We start from the raw sequence: 20,863 nt of genomic DNA, 5'->3' as shown, positions 1-20,863 counted from the left end.
AGATCATCCTCATGTAGCGGATATGACAGAATTGATGGGTAGTTTGGTTCGTAATCTGCTTATTCATAGATTTGCTGCCACTTCATTCGCCTCTAGATAGCCCTGTGGATTGTAGGTTTGCCAACGCCACGAATCCAGACACATCTCATCAATACCCTTGTATGCAATCCATCCTAACTCTCGTTCCGCTTTGGTTGGGTCTGAATAACATACACCGATATCGCCAGTCCTGCGTGAAGTTATCTTATAAGGAACGTTCCTTCCAGTTACGCGTTCGAAAGCTTTGACCATTTCCAATACACTATATCCTTGCCCCGTTCCCAGATTGTACGCCTCAACCCCTGTGGTTGCGATGACCTTCTCTAGCGCTTTCAAATGTCCGCGAGCTAGATCTACCACATGGAGATAATCTCTTACACCTGTACCGTCTGATGTTGCGTAATCATTGCCATATACCTGTAGTTCCTTCAGCGCACCTACGGCTACTTGCGTGATATAAGGCATCAGATTATTAGGGATCCCATTGGGATCTTCACCTAATCGCCCGCTGCTATGTGCCCCAATTGGATTAAAATATCGCAGAAGTGCGATACTCCAAGTTGGATCTGATACATGAAGATCTCTCATCATCTCTTCGATCATCAGCTTTGTTCGCCCATAGGCATTAGTTGCGCCTAGTGGAGAGTCTTCTGTAATGGGAACACTTCCAGACGTCCCATACACAGTAGCCGAAGAACTAAATACGATGTTCTTCACTCCATGCTCCTGCATAAGCTCGTAAAGTACAATGGAACCAGAGATATTATTATGGTAGTAGCGTAATGGCAAGGAAACCGACTCGCCGACTGCCTTCAGTCCAGCTAAATGAATCACAGCTTCTATGGAATGCCGCTTAAACACGCTCTCCAAGTCCTGTCGATGCAACAGATTAATGGGATAGAACTCAAAGTCTTTTCCCGTTAGCTCTTTTACTCGACTTAATGATTCCGAACTGCTATTGCTAAGATTATCAACAACAACGATTTCGTACCCCGCATTCAATAACTCCACACACGTGTGACTCCCAATATAACCAGCTCCACCTGTTACAAGAATCGACATTCAGATACCCTCCTACTAAATAGTTAGAATTTTAGAAAATCGCTTTTGTAAATAATGTCCAAGGTAACAACATTTTCATAATAGAAGTAGACGAAGTAAAAACCGATGACCAAGTAATAGACTAATTTCTGCTGTTTCTTAGCAAATAAACTAATTACCCATGACATTAAGATCACATTGTATAAGCCAAAATAGATCGTAAAACGCGCAAAGATCCAATTTTGTGTCGCGATAGCCATAACAACGAAATTTAATAGCGACATGTTAACAACGTAATCACCATATGGAAATATCTCTCTAAGTTTGTGTCTTCCTAAAAAGGCAAATACCAGCGGCACCGCACTTATGGCTACCCGAATGATGTTGGCGCCGCCTTCTTGAAAATTCTGATACTCACTATAATGGGTATCTGCAATAGCCGAGAAAATTGCATTCGAAATCACACTGTAACCAACTATCAAAATGACTGAACCTGCGAGAAGCACGATGGTTGAGGATGTCCAAGCTTTTCTTCTGACAATGTAATAAATGGGAATCAGGATGAGGGCACTTCCATGGAAAAAAGAGGCAAACACTACGACTAGGAAATACTTTTTCCAATTTCCTTCGAATAAATATTTAGTGGCTGCGAATACAATAGCCGAAGCCAAAAATTGCCGAATTCCATTCATCGAAACGATATAGAGACCTGATGTTATGTAGATATACACGCTTAATTCAAAAAGTTTAGAATACTTGTACAAGACATAGACAATAAGTACGTTAGTTACCAATGCCGTAATAAAAATGAGCGGTTGGGGATTATCCGTTATTGATTTCAAGATCATTTGTAAAATGCCAAAGCCAATATCCTTCTCAGCCATGACTTCTGCCCAAGTAAAATTACTAATCCTATAAGAGTGAATATAAAAAACCGTATCGCCGATGTTATTACGAAGTCCCGCTATCAATGCGAAAGTTACCATCACAATAGCCGTCAGCCATTGATTAGGCTTCATCCATAGCTGACCATACCCAGTAGGAACAGGCTTGGCTATGTGTCTGGAAAAGTAAGATGCGAGATAGACAACGACTAAGTTAAGCCAAATAATTGCCATGAGAGGTTCCTTTCGAATCTTATGAGATCCTTGTTTTCCTGCTTACATACCAATAAAGTAGAATACCAAAAGGGATAGCCAGCAATGTGAGGAGTTTAGCGGGTGATTCCATCATGAATCTGCGATTACCTGCCATTATGCTGCTGGATACAAAGTGTATGGATTGTTTAAATTTAAACATTACACTTGCTAGGGGGAGTTTCATAAGCTCTTTACGATAAAAAGCGAAGCCTTTTGGATTTTTCAAATACTGCCTCAACATGTTCATGGAAGAGCCATCAGGTAAATATTCCACACAGCAGAGTACTTCGTTCAAAAGAAGCATTTCATACTGTTGATCCAACTTATAATACTTGTACGCTAGACCCACATATTTCTCATTTTCGAAAATGGGGTACGGATAAGCTCGTGTTAACTCGCTTCGATACACCAGCTTCTTATCACCTGTCACGCCGTGCTTACTATACAACTCAAAAAGCGTCGATCGCTTGAGTGTTACTGGCAATTTAGTACCAATAATTCGCCCATCCGTAAAGGAATCCAGCCCGATAATACCGCTAACCTGCTCGCTGCCATGTGCCTTCCAGAAAGTGAGAATGTGTTCTACCGCATTCGGTGGCATATAGTCATCCGAATCAATACATACATTCAGTTCTGTATCAATCAATTGATAGGCTGTATTGTGCGCACCATGCATACCTTGATTATCCTGACGGTGGTATCGGATCTGAATCACATTTTCTGCGATCCAGCCGGCTACTACCTGCTCTGTGTCATCTGTAGAGCCATCGTCAATGATGAGCCATACGAAATCTTTAGAGGTTTGCTTTTTTAAATTCTCATAACAGATCGGAAGACAGTACGCACGATTATATGTTGGTGTAAAAACAGTAAGCTTGGTCATCTCATCACCTCGAAATACCTAGATAAAAACCTTCGGTCCAAGCCGCCGTATTGCGGATATCATACCCCTGGTTAGATAAAGATGAAGCAGGTATGCGTCTTGATTTGTTTCTGGCCATCACTACCTTCATTTGATGAACCCAAATCTCTTTATCAGCTAGCGGCAATCGCTCTACCAATCGAATACCCATATCCACTTCCTGCGTAATCTCATCCGAGATCATGCAAGGTAGTCCTGCTCCCTGTGCCTCAATGAGTGTCACCGGCAAGCCTTCATGTAAAGAGGGAAATACAAACATATCTAGTCCCTGGAGTAAATGTGCAATATCACTACGCACACCAAGAAATTTGACTTTATGCTGCAAAGCAAGAGACTTCACTTTTCTCTCCATCTCTTCTCGGAGTGGTCCATCACCTGCTAGTACAAGCATCGTATTGGGTTTCTCTCGATTCAATTGGGCAAATACGTCGATGAGAAAAGCGTGGTTCTTCTGATGGTTGAACCTACCAACATGTCCGAGCACGAATGCCTCAGGAGGAAGCTGCAGTTCTCGTCTTATTTCCTCTCTTACCAATGGCGAATAAGCAAATTGCTCACTCTCAATCCCATTCTTCATCAACATCACTTTGCTTCGCTGATTAGCGAATAGCCACTGTGCTGCCATATTCGAGCAAGCCAGGAAATGAGTGGCACAGGAAGCGATGAATGTACCTGCAAACCATTTATAAGCTTTAGCCGCTACGCCGCCTTCACTGCTTGTATTGTGACTATGTGCAATGCGAATGGGAATATCAGCCTTCTTGGCTGAACGTAATACAAAACCACTCATTTTATCCATATGAGCATGAACAATCCTGTAGTTTGCATGATTAACAAAGAATTGATCTAAGGCTTGGATATATTTCGCGTGTCCACTATCCGACACGTAGGGGATTCTATGAATAATCCCTCCCATCTCGGTAATCTCCGAATCATAGGCTCCTGGTTTGCAAGTTAGAAAGTCGAATTGAATCTTCGTTCGATCTACATTTCGATATAAATTCATTAGAAGGGTCTCTGCTCCCCCCCTATTCATATTGACAACGACATGCAGAATTCTTATTGCATCGCCCACATGACCTCCACCTTTTCGTCCATAAATCGAGAATATATTGCGCTTTTCTGATGTAACACTTGCTCAATGGCGTATTTGGCTTCAACCATTTGTCTCCCATTCGAGCCTAACTGGGTTCGCAATTCCCTATCGCCAGCTAAGAGCAGAAGCTTCTCTGCCATTCTTATATGATCATGTGGAGAAGTCAGCCAACCATTATTACCGTCATGTACAAGTTCTCTGTGACCCCTGTTGTCACTTGCAACGATTGGGAGTCCGCAGGCCATCGCTTCCATAATATTCACGGGCAGACCTTCACGCAGACTGGATGCAACAGCAATATCACACATAGGAAGCAGGTGATCTATATCTTTTCGATAACCAAGAAAATCCACTTGTTGAGCAACCTGAAGCTCTTTAGCAAGCTCTTGACATTGCACTTGTAGCGCTCCTTCTCCAGCAAGCAACAGTTTGACATGAGGCGCTTCATTGCGAATATGAGCTAATGCTCTTATGAGCTGCTGCTGATTCTTATTCTGATTAAATTCTGCCGCATAAAATAAAAGAATATCCGCTGGTTGATAACCCATGGATACTTTTCTTTCAGCTCTATGCAGTTCGTTGATCTGTTGAAACCGTGTTGTATTAACGCCAACTCCATACACATACTCGATCTGATTCGCACGGAACCCACGTTTCCTAGCAAGCAGGTAATCTTCCTCATTAATCGTGATCAAACAATCCGTAAAATAAGATAAGAATTTCTCTAATGGATAATAAACTAGCCAATGAAACAAAGGAGCACCTTGGCAAAAATGAAAGCCATGCGCGGTATAAATAACTTTAGTCCCTTTCTTACGGGCAGACCGTGCGGCTAGACGAGCCAGCACACCTCCCATTGGCGTATGGCAGTGGATAATATCATACTTGTTCTCATCAAGGATGGACTTCAACGCCACATAAGCATCTAGATTCGTTCGGTGGAGCGGCGACCTCTGAATCGGAATATCAAACTTAGCATCAACATAAGGAAGCTCAATATTCCCACTCGCAGCAACATGAACCTCGAAGCCCTGATCCTTGAACCATTTCAAGTAAGGCAGGTGAAAAGCCCTAAAGTGATAATCAACCGTTGCGCAAAACAATACTTTTCTAGACATCGTGGCATCACCTATTTAATTAATTCTTTCTCCATTAGTTCGGAAAGATATTTCAATAGACCGTATCGTAACTCTTTACGTTGCAACGCATATTCGATTGTCGTTTGAATGAAGCCCATTTTCTCCCCAACATCATAACGGGTACCTTCAAATTCGTACGCATACACCGATTCGATCCGATTGAGTTGTGCGATCGCATCCGTTAACTGGATTTCGCCTCCAGCTCCGGGTTGCTGATTATTGAGAATCTCAAAAATTTTGGGTGTTAGAATATATCGCCCCATGATCGCTAAATTGGAGGGTGCTAATTCTTTGAGCGGTTTCTCAACAAGATGATTGACACTATGTAGTCGGTTCTCTAACTCAAAGCCATCCACAATCCCGTACCTGGACACCTCTTCGTCTGGTACGTGCTTCACGCCTATAATGGATGCGTCGTGGTACTCATATTGTTCCATCAATTGCTGCAAGCATGGCTTATCCGCTCGAACAATGTCATCCCCAAGCAAAACCGCGAATGGCTCATTGCCAATAAATTTACGTGCACACCAGATCGCATGCCCTAAGCCCTTAGGCTCCTTCTGACGAATATAATGAATATCTACATTCGAAGACTTTTTCACTTCCGATAGCAGCTCGAACTTCTGCTTTTCTAATAAATTTTGCTCAAGCTCGAAGGAGTTATCAAAGTGATCTTCGATCGCTCTTTTCCCTTTACCCGTGACAATAATAATATCTTCGATGCCCGATTCGATAGCTTCCTCAACAATATATTGAATGGTCGGTTTATCAACAATGGGCAGCATTTCCTTCGGCATTGCTTTCGTTGCTGGTAGGAATCTTGTCCCCAGACCAGCAGCTGGAATAATGGCTTTTCTAACTTTCATAAATGATTGCTCCTTTTCAGCCTACAGATGATAGTTTCTTGGATAAAAGAAGAACATTGCTATTTCCAATATTAAGCAAATGCTCTCTTAAGCTATCCTTATCTAATGTGTTGTAAATGGAAATGGTTTCTTTGATTTCCTCCATAAATAGGTCCGCCGTTTTGCCGATATAAATCTTCGGATATACTTGTTGTTCTTCGATTTCATCCGCCTTCAAAAGCTCCTCATAAAGCTTTTCTCCGGGTCTCATTCCGGTAAATTCAATACCGATATCTTCCACCGAATTACCTGAAAGTTTGATTAGATTTTTGGCCAGATCGACTATTTTCACAGGTTCACCCATATCGAGGACAAAAATTTCTCCCCCTTTAGCTAATGCACCAGCTTGCATAACGAGTCGAGATGCTTCCGGAATCGTCATGAAATAGCGAATCATATCCGGATGAGTGACCGATACGGGACCGCCTTTTTCAATTTGATGCTTGAACCTTGGAATGACACTGCCTCTGCTTCCCAACACATTGCCGAATCGGACGGCTACGAACTTCGTATTGCTGCTTCTATCCATGTCTTGAATAATCATTTCGGCCATTCGTTTCGTGGCTCCCATAACACTCGTTGGATTCACAGCTTTATCCGTGGAGATCATGACGAAGGTATTCACTTCATACTTGCTTGCTGCAATCGCGACGTTCATCGTACCAATCACGTTGTTCTTAACCGCTTCTTCGGGATTGCGTTCCATCAACGGTACATGCTTATGAGCTGCCGCATGGTACACGACATCAGGGCGATGTCGATTCATAACGGCCATCATTTTACGAGAGTCCTGAATATCAGCAATTTCGGTAATGAATTCCGTTTGGGCGTACTCACATATGTCCTTCAATTCCATTTCGATGGAATAAATACTGTTTTCTCCGTGCCCTAGTAAGATAAGCTTGCTAGGCTGGAATTTAGAAACCTGACGGCAAATTTCAGAGCCAATGGACCCTCCTGCACCGGTTACTAAGACCACCTTGTGCGTAACAAACTCAGAAATACTTGCGATATCGAGCTCGATTGGCTCCCTACCCAATAGATCCTCAACATGAACGTCCATGAATTGATTGACTGAAAGCTTACCTGTTACAAGATCCTCTAACATGGGCAGGGTTTGAGTTTTGGCTGTCGTTTTGGCGCATTCCTGTACGATACTATTGAGATCCCGTTTCCCTAGAGAAGGAATTGCAATGATAATATTCTCAATTTGCATTTCTTTCACGGTTCGTTCAATCTGAGATATCCCGCCTACAACAGGTATGCCTAGAATATCCAGATTGTGAATGCGAGCATTATCATCAATAAAAGCAACCGGTTCTAGCTCTGCATCGTTGTTCTTAATGAGTTGCCTGGCAACCATTAGTCCTGCGGAACCAGCCCCTACAACCAAAGTTCGCTTCTTTCCTGTTTTCTTAATATAGGTACTCCGAAATAGCCGCCAGCAGAAACGAGATCCGCCAATGAGCAAAATGTGAATCATCCAAGTTACAGCGAGCAAACGAAAAGAAATATCCTGAGCCATGATTTCCTGAATACACGCAACCACAACAATTGAAAAGCTAACTGCTTTTACGATAAATATTAATTCGGCAATACTCGCATGCTCCCAAGCTTTTTTATAAAGCTTGTATCGAAATGAAAACACATGATGACTTAGCAGCAATGTAATTGAGCTGACAACCATAGGTAATGTTATGACATGAAGATCTGCGCTCAATAGAAATCGGCTTACAAAAATCGATGTTAAGACAATAAAAGAGTCAACAAAGACTAATAAGGATAATCGTTGGCGATATGACAAATAAATTCACCCTTTCACTAAAGTACTTAAGTATAAGGCCTTTGGAAAAAGACCATATAATTAAATCCTTTAATACGCTATAGGGCATCTAACCCTGCCTCGCACCACACTTTTGACGACTCGCGTCTAAGGTTTTGTCAAACCCACAGCATGATCGAGTGCATCCATTGATAACGGTAAGGAGGCATCACCGGAATGGGCTAAAAGAACGTTCTTTATAAAGAACGACACTCTATTAATTCGCCTTGTTCCTATTATAGAGAACATTTCACATATAATTATTCTTTATAAAGAACAATTATATGAAAAAAAAGAGCCATAATATAGCTGTGTTGACTTATTTTCATTGTAGTTCTTTATAAAGAACATGTCAATAACAAAATAATGGCGAGCCTTCTAGTCTTACACCCGATCACTTTTATCTAGTAACTCATACCTTAATATAAACAAAAAAAAATAGAAAGAGGTGAACATGGATGATACGAGCAAACCTTAGTGATTTAGATGATGTTAATTTAACCACCAAGCTGCCTGCCAACAATGATGTATTAACTTATGATGCATCAACCGTGCGTTGGATTCCGAAACAACCGGTTTCCCCCGCTCCATCTGCTTCAACTACTTCAGCATCCTATGTAATTGATCTGGTCAAATGGTCGATTAAGAATGATGGAACAAACTCGGCGGCCACGACTAAAGGCATAAATGACGCCCTACTTTGGGCTAAATCGCAAGGGTTTACGCATTGTGTATTGCCTAAAGGCACATATGCCTTGAAAATGGATAGTACGACCTTTGCCTGTATTATTATGCAAAGTAGTATGCATTTTGAAATGGTTGATGGCTGTATCTTACAATTGGAAACGAATTCATCCCCTTGGTATAGCATCTTCTATATGAAGGGTGTTAATGATGTCATCATTTCTGGCGGCACTGTCATTGGTGATAAGAAAACGCATATTTATCAATTAGGTATTAAATTCGTAAGAGGCGGCGTAAATACGGATGGATCTTTGAATTCGAACCCCAATTTTATTCGTAGCCAGGTTGTTGATCGCTATAGTAATCCAGGTATGCTGCAACTATTTCGATTATGGTCAATACCTGGTATCAGCAATCCCGGATACAACTTCTACCAATATAAAGATACGATTTCAAGCAGTACATTGGCTGGTTATCGGACGAATGGGTTATTCGCTCCAGCTGCGCCAGCAGGACGGGGTTGGGTGGCAGATATCGCCAATGCCAACAAAATGATCTTTACCGTTGACATCACCTCCTCACCTTTAACCGATGCCCAAATTGCGCAAATTAATGCTAAATTAGATGCTCAGAATTATACCCATGAATGGGGACATGGCATAGATCTCTATGGTGCTAATAACGTCCAAATATTCAATGTGGATATTAGTAATTGCACAGGAGACGCAATTACGACGACCTGGTTAGAATATAAACTAAACCCAGGCGATTATAAACAAGATCAAATGGGCTCCTTCATTTCCGTTCAAAATTGCAACCTCCACCATTGCAGACGTCAAGGCATTTCCCTAATCGGATCAACAGACATTACGATTATCAACAATAAAATTCATCATATCGGTAAAGCAGATGATGGCGTAACCGAAGATGGCATTTCCCCCATGTTCGGCATAGATATTGAATCCATGTGGTCAGAGACTAATATTCCTACCTACCGACCTGAATTTAATCAACCTGGTTTAGAGCTTAATACACGCATCTATATTAAAGATAACTATATCTCTTACAATAGCCGCGGGCATTTCGTTAACGCCGATGGGTATAATGTCACTTTAGAGAATAACACATTTGAAGGTTACAATGTTGGCGGTATTAGCTCTTATCCATCCAACATGTATGTGAAATATTTGAATAATACACTAATCGGATGTGAGCTTGTCGTCAAAGGAGATAATTTCCTGAATGGCGCAGTGTGTAATAATGCGAATATTACGATTGCAGATCTTGCTGGAGCCGTCATTACGAACTGTCAAATCAAGAACGGTGCGTTCACAGGAGCTAGTTTGACTGGATATTTTGGCATGCCAACTGTCACTGTTGCTACTTCGACATTCTCCTATAACGCTCCTCACGGTATGGGGAATGGGGCCAAGATTACTTTCGAACAATGGCTTGGTAAAGTGCCTACTGGCATTAGTGTAGAAAAGATTTATTACACCGTAAGCGTGACCGACAATAGCTTCAAAGTATCAGAGTCTGCTAATGGAACAGCAATTACTTTAACAGACGCCGGAGCAAGTGGGTATAACATTAGTAGATACAATTATGGCCGATGCTACATTTCAGATATTACCGTTGAAAGAGATTGGCGAAATGATAACGCATTAACCAAAAATTTCGCCTTGTTGTTAAGTGGTGGTGTGCTTAGAAATATTACCGTTAAAAACTATGAGCTTGAAATTGTATCACCAGCAAACTACGTAGGAAGACCCATCCTGGTAGATGGCGTAACCGTGATTGAGGGCGGAGCTAACTTTGAAAGCTGTGAAATTAGCAATTGCACATTTCAGCGTGTTAAAACCGGTATCCTTGGTGGGGATATTAATCTGGGATCAACAGACACGCAGTATACGAGGAAGATCATTGCAGATCAGTGCTTATTTCAGAATGTTGGGGTTAACTACAATGGCAATGTAACCAATAATAGGAGCACTTTCCTAAATTCAAATATTGGCAAGTCAGATAATACCAATATTGCTGTCATTACGAACAGTTATTTGGAGAACACGAATATCAATATGCATTGGCTAACGCGACCAAAATCTATGACTGTTGCAAGAAGTATATTCAGTAACGTAGTCGTTGATGTTAATGCAAATACACGCATGCTCGAAAATCTTACTATTTAACCCATGAGCAAAAAGGAAGTCAAGGGGGTATACCCTATGAACTTCCTTTTTTTAGGTTTATTTTTTCACATAATCTCCAGTTACACCTGCAGTTTCTATATTCGTTGTAATTGTATTACCAGTTATTGAAACTTTCTGAATTTGATCATCATCTTTTAATCGGATGGTTTCCGCAGGATATTCCGTAGAGAGCTGCATGGCGTCGAATCTGCTACCAGAGATTTCAACCGAAGCTGCAGCATCTATGGCGATGGCAGACCTATTACCTGTAATTTCGAATATTGAATTCTGAACGGTTAGATGTAACCCGGCGTTGCCTGCTTGCAAGCCAATTCCCTTAAAGGAGCACTCATTAAATTGGTAAGTTCCTGCGTATCCTATACCTGGTCCAATCATTCCTTGATCTTGAGGGGCTTCAAACACACATTGATTATAAGTGCCGGGCGGCAATTCCAACCCATACTTGGAATTATATCCGAGAACTTTCAGGTTATCGAAAATGTTTCCGTCCAAGGCCTCTCCTGTTACAGAGCGAAGAGCAGGTGCCCCTTGTATAGTTACATTCGTAAGGTGAACAGGGTTTTTCCAAATGGTTAAACCTGCTTCTGCCGTATTCTTTGTTATTTGAATTTGGATATCCGATGCAGTAACCCCATAGGGTATGGTACTGCTAATAGAGAGAATCGCATCCTTGAATGTCATTCCCTTGATATCGACTCGCGGTCCCTCAAAGTGTGTCTTAGAATCGTTCATGACATTCCCGATGAATGCTACATCATGACTCGCATAAATGCTTGTTCCATCAAAGTGATTATCCTTGATTACAGCGCCCGTGAAAGGATCCGATACAGCGAGGCCGATGGCTCCTTTGGAAGCCAAATGATTGTTTTCTAACGTGCCATTATGCCCGTCATAGAAAATAACATCATAACGACTATTATTGTAAAATTCATTGTTTTTAATCATAATGTTTTCGTTAATAAAGCCATTATCTCCAGCTCCACCTTCAACATCAATGCCAGCCATTGGCGCTGTACCTCCAGTTCCCCCTATATCGTGAAAGGAATTGTGCTGGATAAGAATATCTTTGCCCCCGTTAATCGTCAACCCTTGTCTACGATTGAAGGAAGACTCTGAATTTTGCACAATCACATTCGTAGACTGCACTCTATTCCAAATTTCTACATACTGCCCACTCTCGGGTTTACCACTAAATGCTAGGCGAATTGAATGCGCCCCCTGAGGGATTTGAACATATTGACCTTGTTTATGTTGTTTGATCTTCGAAAGGAATATGCCATCCTCTTTATAAAAATAAATATCGTATACGTATGAGAGATGTTGACCATTATCAACAATGAAAGCATGTGTCAGATCAAAGGAAGCGTGGGTAAGTTTATAGCTCATCTTGGTTCTAACTTTTGTGGAATCCGCAATTGGACTGCCATAATCGTCTAAGCCTCCTGACTCAAAACCATCTTCATAAACATCTTGCATAAACCCTCCTCCTCCACCAACACAAAGGCCATCCCCAGTGAAGTTTAATGCCTTCACCCCATCAATCCTTGAATTAATTGCTCCTTGAAATAAGATGCCATACCCGCTTTCATGGGTGCCGCCACTCGAGTAATCATGCGTGTCCCGATCGCCCCGATAAGTACCTCCAGTAATGATGACATTTTTCATCCCTACACCAACCAATAACGTTGAATAATCCTGATAACTATTGGTTTCTTTCTGAATGACTGCCTGTGGGTCAAGCATGAATGTCATATCACTGACCATATTAATTCGCCCTTCAGGATCATCCGTTCCATTTTTACCTTTGGCAATAAGATACGTTCCTGCTGGTACTTTAAATACAGTGAAACCCTTCTCATGAGCCCATTGAAGAGCTTTATTAAAACCATTTGTTGTTTCAACAGCATGAGAATTATCATTGTAAATTTGCCATCGATCTAATTCAAGCTGGTAAACTCCCTCTGGTTGGGAAGTAGATTCCTGCCTTGGTTGGGAAGTAGATTGCTGATCTTGTTGGGAAATGATTGGCTGCTCATAACTAGGGGGAGAAGATGTATTCTGAGAATCTACATGATTTGCGGAAGATTGGAGAAATAATTGGAAAGTTGCATAAAACAGTAAAAATAATCTTAACATGAGGTGGTTTCAATCCTTCACTTTAAATTTTTTGCACTCCTTAGACATCACCTTGAGATAGCACAACATTTAAATTATACCATAATATGGATTTTATAAAAGAAAAAATTCTTTATAATGAACAAATTGAACTTAAAAAATTCAGAAATATTTGAATTCAGGTAATAACGCTCTTAATATTGTTCCCTATCAAGAATTAAAAAAAAGAGCGATATTTCTCGGCTCGTTTTAACTTTTATTCGGATCAAATTGTAGATTTGTGGGATTACTATGTATTCTGATTGTGCAGGAAAGTCGGCGTGGAGAATACATTGTTTTCATACAACTGTTTCGATATATCGCACTTTCTCTTTCCTCATTGAGCGACCAAAGCGAATCCTTTTACGAATTGGTTCTTCATAGAACTTGTACATTAAGGCGCTTAGGATTAGAGCAATAAAAAGACAAATAATTGAATTTATTGCTTTATTTAAGTGTAGGTACTCGAAGTATCCATACGTCAAAAGGTGTATCACGTAAAATGAAAAACTAATTTCTCCTAGATATACTAAGTATTTAGTAGACAGTAGTTTAGAGATAATACCGCTTGATGAGCAAAAATGTAAATACACGTGCACCAAACTGGATTGAAGTAAAACCCACGAACTAGTCCTTCACTCATATAGTAGTGCCCATACCGATAATTGATTTTCGTTATTAAGATTAATGTTTAAAATTAATAAGATAATCCATATCATAATAAAAGTGACAATTGTTTTGATAATATGCTTATTGACCTTTAACTTCGCAAACAACCATATTAAATAACTTGTTCTTTATAAAGAACAATAATTGATTTTATCACTATTTCCTTTTCTCTACAATGACTATTTAATAATCAACTTATCATCTATAGCCTTCTAATTGAGATTACGTTTGGATATATTTGTTAAAATAGTTCTTGATATTCTACGTTACGGTTGATATATTCGTTATTAAGAACAAATCTTCTAGTTCTTAATACGTTTTATCGGGGGTTATCATGAATAAGCGATTTGAGGAACTGGACTCCTTACGAGGAGTAGCTGCTTTATTTGTTGTTTTCTTTCACTTTTACCAAGTATTATTAGTTTCAGGCATGACAAAGATGATTTTCGAACTTAGTCCTCTCCGCTTGTTTATTTCAGGTGGCGAGTCCGTAATATTATTCTTTGTTTTAAGCGGATTTGTACTCTCATTACAGTACTTTAAGGGAAACAAGTCTCGATATGTTACATTTATGATTAAGAGATTTTGTCGTATCTACTTACCATACTTAGCAGCAGTATTATTATCAATTGCTTCCAGAGAATTGTTCTATAGAGGAAATCAAAGTGACCTAAGTGACTGGATTAACTCGTTTTGGGGAGATTCACTGAATATCAATATTTTGTGGGACCATTTTCTATTATTAGGTACTTTTCTGAGCAATTTAAATCCTGTCGTATGGTCACTAGTTCATGAAATGAGAATTTCGATTATCTTTCCAATTGTTATGATTTTGATTGTGAAATTTGATTGGAAAAAAAGTCTTGTACTCTGTTCAGTACTTACTCTGATCTCTATTCTTGCTTATCAATTATTTACTTCTGAAAGTACTGGTACAGAACATGCAGCTACACTTAATTACACTGGGATGTTTATTGTTGGGGCTCTACTTGCAAAGTATAGAAATGAAATATCTTATAAGTTTATAAAACTCACTCGTATACATAAGATTCTACTTTTTTGTTTTGGATTGGGAGTATACCTGCTAGTTCATCCTTCGTTTGTAATTAAAACTTTTATTTATAGTGACATTTCACCGTTCTATAGAACTGTAATTGATTCTTGGTTTGTAACTTTTGGGGCATCAATTATCATAATTTTCGCATTAAATTCCACTGTCATATCAGGGTTCTTGCGTAATAAATTCATTAATTTTCTTGGAAAGATCTCATATAGCCTATACCTGATTCATGTAGTAGTTTTATTGACAATGATTCAGTTACTTCATCGTCATGGTGTGCCCACAAGTGTTATTTTAGTTATATCACTAATAGTTTCATTTGTAGTGGCTAGTCTGATGTTCTTCTATATCGAGAAACCATCTATTATGCTAGGAAGACTATTAATTTCACGCAATAAAGATGGAAACAATATTAATGAAGAATCCAAAAATGTGAAGCGTGATTATCCAATAAGATTGTAACCCTAACAAGTGCAAACAAAACTACAATTTCATAGGGAGATTGAGGCTGAAAAAGCAGGCAAATGGAAGAACCTAGAAGCAAATTGAGCCATCGTTCCGGCGGGTGAGAGCCACCACATTTACCCACTGTTGGAATGACTCCTATGCGCTATCGAAATACTCTAATGCAAATCATTCGTGAGGAGTTCATACGATGATCAAATATCGTATCCCCCTTATATATCCTCAGTTCAGCTATCATTATCAGCAGTGCATCTTAATTTCAAACGCTGCAACTATGTGAATCTTACACGATCACAATTGAAGGCATGAACACCATACGGAAACGCAAAGTTCTTAAAACTATCCAATCGTTCTTTTAATGGGGGCCGCCACAAACAGGTGGCTCCTTCTTCTGGAAAGAAGGCTCATTTTCCCCAGACGACTGGCTCACTTATCTCCTGAATAGAAAATAGGTAATCTGAAACATACTAGGAGTCCTCAAACGAATGACTTTATTAAGATTGAGCCCCGATAAACGCACAAAAGCCCCGTAGGGCTGGTCTGAGTTCCCTAACTCGATTTTTTCGACTTAGGGAGTCCTGTAGGCTCTAAAGTACGGCGTCGTCCAAAAAGGAACTAGCATTGCGCTTATCAAGGTACCTAAAAACCTGCAATACGAATCTACAGCCTGGCATAATGGCCCAAACCGATCCTCGTGAAAAATGCCTGCAGTTGTCTTCACCGCACTGATGGAATTCCGCATGCCTCGTTCGTAAAAAGTAATTACCAGAACAATCAACACGATCTTATCCATGAGGAAAATATTGCCTTTGGACTTTGAATCGAGTTACTTAGTACCTTCCTCAGAAACGGATACATTCTGCCAACCACATCAATCTAGGTATCACATCTATCTTAGTCAGCATAATCACAATAGTAATTATCATAATAAAAATGTAATTTTACAATGAATGGTGTATGTTAGGCTTTAGGAGATTAAAGGGAATCTTATATTGACTCACTTATTTTTCTTCTTTTAATACCCACTAACCTTATCTTTAATTGTTCTACTATTCCAATAAGATACTTAAAATGTTCTGTTTTATAAAATATTAAAATATAAGCTAAGTTGGGAATAACTAAAGCAATAAGCCCTCTTAAACACAATGAGACAATGCTATTTGTCTCGATCTGGCTTGAGACAAATTCAGTAATCATAAGTACTCCAAACCCAATTGCGGCATAGAATACATAAATAAAATAATACTCTCGAAGAGGCTGGTTGAATGCTTTCTTGTAAACTAAGTAAGGTGCAATCCAGAATGGAATAACAAGTGTACTAATCAAAGTTGCAATGAAAACTCCAGCGATTCCCATATATTGTACTAATATAAGAGATACACCAAGATTTATTGCCGCTTCAATTAATGGAGCATATCTATCTTCATGAAAAATACCAAAGGTTTGTTTGACCATATTTATAGATCTTCTCATGCCAGTAACATAGAAATTGATCATGACAATTATAAGCACACTACGTGCCATCAAAAAATCTTTGCCTAACCAAATAATAACAAAAGGCTCAATGATGATATACAAAAAAATCGTAAAGAAAGAATAGATCCAAAAGTTCATGAACATCGTTGTTTTAAAAACGTTATGTACTTTTGATTTACTTTCTTCTACAACTAAGTTTCCTAAACTATGAACAACGTTATCGAATATTTGGTTAATAAATGTCCTACAAATATTAATCAACATGTAGTAATTGGAATACAATCCTACCGCGGCAACACTCACAAAACTAGAAATAATAATGGAATCTGTTCCAAATACTGCATAACTTCCTATTTGATGAAGGACTAACGCCTTCATGTTTTTAATAATGCCTTTTTTTGTCTCACCATCTAACTTGCTCGTAACTTTGTTTTTAAGAAAAGGATACATCTTATTCACGATTAATGAAAGTATGATCGAAGTTATTAGCGTAATAAGAATATCGATTATTAGATAAAGAATATAGTTTTTTGTATAGGTTAAAATGCCTATTTTTATTAATGTAGATAACACTGATGAAATTGTATAGACAGCAGTTGAAATGTAGCCTTTTTGGTTCACGTTGAGTAATGAAATTTTATAGGAAAAAAAATACGTGGATACAGTACTTATCAAAAATAAAAAGAAAATTAAGTGTAAGTTATCAAGATTTGTGTTTTTAACAAAGTATTTTAAAAATGGCATCAAAGAAAGGCCTAATATAAAAATCACAGTTGCAATTACCCTGAATGCATTCCTGTACATTTTCATTAGTGAACTTATTTTATCATAGTTTTTCTCTGCTACAGGAGCATAGAGAGCATAGATAATACTTGCCCCTATTCCTGCTTCTGCTAATGAGAGCATTCCTAGAACATTAGTGAACAAGCCGTTAATACCTAGATATTGAACACCTAATGCACCAATAAATACAGTTCTAGAGAAAAAACTCAGCAAGTTAATTATTATTTGACTTCCTAACCCAGTTGAAATATTAATTATTGAATTAATTGATCTCATTGGGTCTCCACTGTTCCCAACTGTGAATTCACACCTTGAAACTCCCTTTTCAATAAAAACATTAGCTTAAACTTTATTGCCAAGTAATACAGGTATTCTTTAATGTTTTCACTTTTATATGAGAATCCAATTTCTTTTGTACTATCCCTAAACATGTCATAATTAATAATCTTTGTAAGACCTGCTATCTTATTTGTGTCTTTACTATTGTGAAGATTATTTTTCATCATAGGCAGTATGGATTTAATGTAGTAATCGGACATATCATTCCTATAGTGTTTATGTTCAAACAGGTGGAATTTAATTGATAACTCTTTCTTAATCTGATACTGAAGCACTAGGTTGCTTTCAAGGTTTGATTTGTACGGTGTTCTCATAATGCTGTCTGGATTATTAACCGTATAATAATATAATATTTTTGAGGTTGCATAAGTACGTTTTGACTCAAGTAAAAACTCCAAATTAAAAATAGTGTCTTCAGCTATTAATACTTTTTCATTGAATCTTATATTTTTTTTCTTCATTAGGTTTAAATTAAATAAAAATCTAGGCGAGAAACACAAATCATTATTTGAGTGAACTTTGCTCGAACTTAATATGAGTTCTTTTCCACTCACGACCTTATTGAGTGTATATTTTGGAACCACTTGCACGTTATTTGGTATTGTTTGATATCCACACACAACTGTATCGCAATTATTTTCTTCCGCAACTTGAATCATATGACTCAAATATTCTGTTGAGACTTGATCGTCTGAATCAACAAAAGCGATATACTTTCCAGTAGCAGCATTAATTCCTGTGTTTCTTGCACTGCTCAATCCGCCATTATTTTTATGAATTACTTTTATTCGGCTATCTTTTTTTGCATATTCATCTGCTATTTCGCCACTCTTATCAGGAGATCCATCGTTTACAAGAATTAGTTCAAAATTTGAAAAGGATTGGTTTAGGATACTGCTTATACAACTCTCAATCCATTTCTCTACATTGTACATTGGAACAATAATGCTAATATAGTTCAAATGATATCGCCTACCGTTCGTTGTATTGTATTTTAAATTCATTTAACGTCCTTTATAAAGAACACTATATTCCTTGTTTTATTAATCTTCAATTCCTAATTATAAGTAAACAAAAAAGGAATGGCTGTATTTAGTAAAACCAACAAATAAATAATATAGAGATGATTGACATTTGTATCTTTCGAATTTTTTACCCATTCATTCGTCATAGCCGTAATCGTTATTAAGTCCTTCCTGGATTTCTTTAATTTGATCCTGTGTTTTATATGGCCAATACGTATCAAACACGGGTTTAACAGCTAAATTCGCTCTATGCTTCTCTATGTATTCTGACGTTTTACCAATAACACGTGCCGGATTGCCGGCTACGATGCTATTATCAGGAATTGACTTGGTAACGATCGATCCCGCTGCCACAATTACATCATTGCCGATGGTCACGTTGCATAACACAACACTATTGAAACCGATAAATACGCGGTCACCAATCTTTACCTTGCCTATTTTGGACTTACCAATATAAGCCTTCGTACTTGCATCATGGGCCAAAATTGTACTATTCGTAATCGTGACGTCATCCCCAATTTCTACGAGCCAGCAGTGCCCTTGATCAATCAAACTATTGTAAAACTCGAAATTTCTACCGTATTTCAGGCCCCTATCCCTTAGTTGTTCTAATTCTGATTTAGGTGGGTTTAGCTTGTTCTTAATGCGGATTGTTACAGAGGTAAGTATCCTTCTCATCATCATATTCACACAACCTTGGAATCAACTTTGACATTCATCAATCGGATACAAAAGCCTTGCGTGAAAGGCAACACATTAAACAACATGGAATACACACCAATATCCTTGGTATCTCCTTGTGAGAAATCAACAGCTCCATTTCTTCTTGTTGCCTTCATTAAATAGCGAATGGCCTGATTAGCACTCTGCCTGCAAATGTCCGAAATCTCATCAATTTGTGAAGCATTCAACATAAACCAACCTAGTGTTGCTGTAGTTGATGAGTCTGGTATGGTTTCCTCACGAGTGACAGTCCAATTCCAATTTCCTTGCTTTTGTTGAAATACTATTGCAGACTTGGCGAATTGGATGATGCTCTTTTCCAATAGTGGTCTGCTTGCATGGTCCTGAGGCAGCTCATTCCAGGCATCGATCAATCCGATTGCAAACCAACCTAAACCTCTTCCCCAACCGTATAGCCCAAGTGGTAATTTACTATCAATCTGATAAGCATGGCTTGGAATATGATGCCCATCCAACATACCGTGCTCCTCGTAATGTTGAATCTGTCTTACGGCGAGTTCAACACATTCCTCTTTCCCATAGCGGATTCCATAGGCGACGAGGAAGGGACAGATAAACCCTATCGTATCCACGTATCGGTATTTGCCCATGAACTTGCGATATGCAACAGAACCTTCATTTCCAATATGATCTTGGATGAGATGCCAAGTCTCGTCTAATGCATTTCTATATCGTTCTACTTCAAGAAAGTCCAGCTTCATAATCGCGTACGCTAGTATAGCAGCATCGACGTATTCTGGTTTCATAGCCCAATTGCCTTGCTCATCCATTTTCGTATGAACATATTCCCTTATTTTTTGCTTAATCTCTGCTGGATTGTCATTACTTTTCACATACTCACCCAAGCCAAGCAGCAACGCTGCTTCTTGCCAATGCTGAATCGCATGCTTCGTATAATTACCTTGCAGCATATCAATCGCTACTAACCGAGTTTGATCGGTCACTTTAATTTTTGGCGTTCTTGATAACCATTTCACACCGATCATCGTTATGGATTGATTCCATTTCTGCTTATCCTCATATCGCCCAATATGAATTCTATTTATCCAGTCTAAGCCCATCGGAATAAGATCGATCAGCGCGATCACAATAATAACACTCACAATAATCAGACTAATCCATTGCAACATCATTTCATCTCCCCTTTC

Annotated in this window: 14 protein-coding genes; 2 read left to right on the top strand and 12 right to left on the bottom strand. The window is 38.9% G+C overall.

Annotated features, from left to right (window positions below; translation table 11 throughout):
• Nucleotides 1-63: 63 nt before the first annotated feature.
• Genes galE through ACSQ8O_RS07520 form a run of 7 tightly spaced genes read right to left on the bottom strand, consistent with a single transcriptional unit; the run spans nt 64 to nt 8,085 of the window.
• Nucleotides 64-1,101, bottom strand: coding sequence for a UDP-glucose 4-epimerase GalE (galE, locus tag ACSQ8O_RS07550; protein ID WP_056608954.1), 1,038 nt, complete (start codon nt 1,099-1,101; stop codon nt 64-66).
• 23 nt (nt 1,102-1,124) lie between these two features.
• The gene (locus ACSQ8O_RS07545) at nt 1,125-2,198 is read right to left on the bottom strand and encodes an EpsG family protein (RefSeq protein ID WP_056608952.1); all 1,074 of its coding nucleotides are present in this window, start codon (nt 2,196-2,198) and stop codon (nt 1,125-1,127) included.
• Nucleotides 2,199-2,217: 19 nt separating this feature from the next.
• A complete protein-coding gene (locus tag ACSQ8O_RS07540) occupies nt 2,218-3,102 on the bottom strand; it encodes a glycosyltransferase family 2 protein (protein WP_436241066.1) in 885 nt (294 codons plus the stop codon).
• A 4-nt stretch (nt 3,103-3,106) separates the two neighbouring features.
• Nucleotides 3,107-4,216 (bottom strand): glycosyltransferase family 1 protein, encoded by a 1,110-nt coding sequence (locus ACSQ8O_RS07535; protein WP_436241065.1) that lies wholly within the window; start codon nt 4,214-4,216, stop codon nt 3,107-3,109.
• The gene (locus tag ACSQ8O_RS07530) at nt 4,201-5,355 is read right to left on the bottom strand and encodes a glycosyltransferase family 4 protein (RefSeq protein WP_436241064.1); all 1,155 of its coding nucleotides are present in this window, start codon (nt 5,353-5,355) and stop codon (nt 4,201-4,203) included. Before ACSQ8O_RS07530 ends, ACSQ8O_RS07535 begins: the two co-directional genes overlap by 16 nt.
• An 11-nt stretch (nt 5,356-5,366) precedes the next feature.
• Entirely contained in the window at nt 5,367-6,242 is an 876-nt protein-coding gene (galU, locus tag ACSQ8O_RS07525; RefSeq protein WP_056608942.1) for a UTP--glucose-1-phosphate uridylyltransferase GalU, read from the bottom strand.
• 16 nt (nt 6,243-6,258) lie between these two features.
• Complete coding sequence (locus ACSQ8O_RS07520; protein WP_436241063.1) at nt 6,259-8,085, bottom strand: polysaccharide biosynthesis protein; 1,827 nt, start codon at nt 8,083-8,085, stop codon at nt 6,259-6,261.
• 476 nt (nt 8,086-8,561) lie between these two features.
• Between ACSQ8O_RS07520 and ACSQ8O_RS07515 the strand changes: the two genes are divergently transcribed.
• Nucleotides 8,562-10,976 carry a right-handed parallel beta-helix repeat-containing protein gene (locus ACSQ8O_RS07515; protein ID WP_436241062.1) on the top strand — a complete coding sequence of 805 codons (2,415 nt, stop codon included), beginning with the start codon at nt 8,562-8,564 and terminating at the stop codon, nt 10,974-10,976.
• Nucleotides 10,977-11,033: 57 nt separating this feature from the next.
• On the opposite strand, the gene ACSQ8O_RS07510 is transcribed toward ACSQ8O_RS07515, so the two are convergent.
• Nucleotides 11,034-13,133, bottom strand: a complete 2,100-nt coding sequence (locus ACSQ8O_RS07510; protein ID WP_436241061.1) for a right-handed parallel beta-helix repeat-containing protein — start codon at nt 13,131-13,133, stop codon at nt 11,034-11,036.
• Between the two features lie 1,021 nt (nt 13,134-14,154).
• Between ACSQ8O_RS07510 and ACSQ8O_RS07505 the strand changes: the two genes are divergently transcribed.
• On the top strand, nt 14,155-15,342 hold the full coding sequence (locus ACSQ8O_RS07505) for an acyltransferase family protein (RefSeq protein WP_436241060.1): 1,188 nt from the start codon (nt 14,155-14,157) through the stop codon (nt 15,340-15,342).
• 990 nt (nt 15,343-16,332) lie between these two features.
• On the opposite strand, the gene ACSQ8O_RS07500 is transcribed toward ACSQ8O_RS07505, so the two are convergent.
• The 4 genes from ACSQ8O_RS07500 to ACSQ8O_RS07485 form a co-directional block, all read right to left on the bottom strand.
• Nucleotides 16,333-17,880: a lipopolysaccharide biosynthesis protein gene (locus tag ACSQ8O_RS07500; RefSeq protein ID WP_436241059.1), complete on the bottom strand. Its 1,548-nt coding sequence runs from the start codon at nt 17,878-17,880 to the stop codon at nt 16,333-16,335.
• Nucleotides 17,877-18,947: a glycosyltransferase family 2 protein gene (locus tag ACSQ8O_RS07495; RefSeq protein ID WP_436241058.1), complete on the bottom strand. Its 1,071-nt coding sequence runs from the start codon at nt 18,945-18,947 to the stop codon at nt 17,877-17,879. Before ACSQ8O_RS07495 ends, ACSQ8O_RS07500 begins: the two co-directional genes overlap by 4 nt.
• A 156-nt stretch (nt 18,948-19,103) precedes the next feature.
• Entirely contained in the window at nt 19,104-19,655 is a 552-nt protein-coding gene (locus ACSQ8O_RS07490; protein WP_436241057.1) for an acyltransferase, read from the bottom strand.
• 2 nt (nt 19,656-19,657) lie between these two features.
• Entirely contained in the window at nt 19,658-20,848 is a 1,191-nt protein-coding gene (locus ACSQ8O_RS07485; RefSeq protein ID WP_436241056.1) for a glycoside hydrolase family 88 protein, read from the bottom strand.
• Between the last annotated feature and the right edge of the window lie 15 nt (nt 20,849-20,863).

Source organism: Paenibacillus sp. LjRoot56 (assembly GCF_964253335.1).
Classification (GTDB): domain Bacteria; phylum Bacillota; class Bacilli; order Paenibacillales; family NBRC-103111; genus Paenibacillus_E; species Paenibacillus_E allorhizoplanae.
Note: the sequence above shows the minus strand (reverse complement) of the source record. Positions and strands in the feature narration are given on the sequence as shown.

What these genes read in the sequence shown, in the direction of transcription:
- galE (WP_056608954.1), bottom strand. Translation starts at nt 1,101, where the DNA reads ATGTCGATTCTTGTAACAGGTGGAGCTGGTTATATTGGGAGTCACACG.
- ACSQ8O_RS07545 (WP_056608952.1), bottom strand. Translation starts at nt 2,198, where the DNA reads ATGGCAATTATTTGGCTTAACTTAGTCGTTGTCTATCTCGCATCTTAC.
- ACSQ8O_RS07540 (WP_436241066.1), bottom strand. Translation starts at nt 3,102, where the DNA reads ATGACCAAGCTTACTGTTTTTACACCAACATATAATCGTGCGTACTGT.
- ACSQ8O_RS07530 (WP_436241064.1), bottom strand. Translation starts at nt 5,355, where the DNA reads ATGTCTAGAAAAGTATTGTTTTGCGCAACGGTTGATTATCACTTTAGG.
- galU (WP_056608942.1), bottom strand. Translation starts at nt 6,242, where the DNA reads ATGAAAGTTAGAAAAGCCATTATTCCAGCTGCTGGTCTGGGGACAAGA.
- ACSQ8O_RS07515 (WP_436241062.1), top strand. Translation starts at nt 8,562, where the DNA reads ATGATACGAGCAAACCTTAGTGATTTAGATGATGTTAATTTAACCACC.
- ACSQ8O_RS07510 (WP_436241061.1), bottom strand. Translation starts at nt 13,133, where the DNA reads ATGTTAAGATTATTTTTACTGTTTTATGCAACTTTCCAATTATTTCTC.
- ACSQ8O_RS07505 (WP_436241060.1), top strand. Translation starts at nt 14,155, where the DNA reads ATGAATAAGCGATTTGAGGAACTGGACTCCTTACGAGGAGTAGCTGCT.
- ACSQ8O_RS07500 (WP_436241059.1), bottom strand. Translation starts at nt 17,880, where the DNA reads ATGAGATCAATTAATTCAATAATTAATATTTCAACTGGGTTAGGAAGT.
- ACSQ8O_RS07495 (WP_436241058.1), bottom strand. Translation starts at nt 18,947, where the DNA reads ATGAATTTAAAATACAATACAACGAACGGTAGGCGATATCATTTGAAC.
- ACSQ8O_RS07490 (WP_436241057.1), bottom strand. Translation starts at nt 19,655, where the DNA reads ATGATGATGAGAAGGATACTTACCTCTGTAACAATCCGCATTAAGAAC.
- ACSQ8O_RS07485 (WP_436241056.1), bottom strand. Translation starts at nt 20,848, where the DNA reads ATGATGTTGCAATGGATTAGTCTGATTATTGTGAGTGTTATTATTGTG.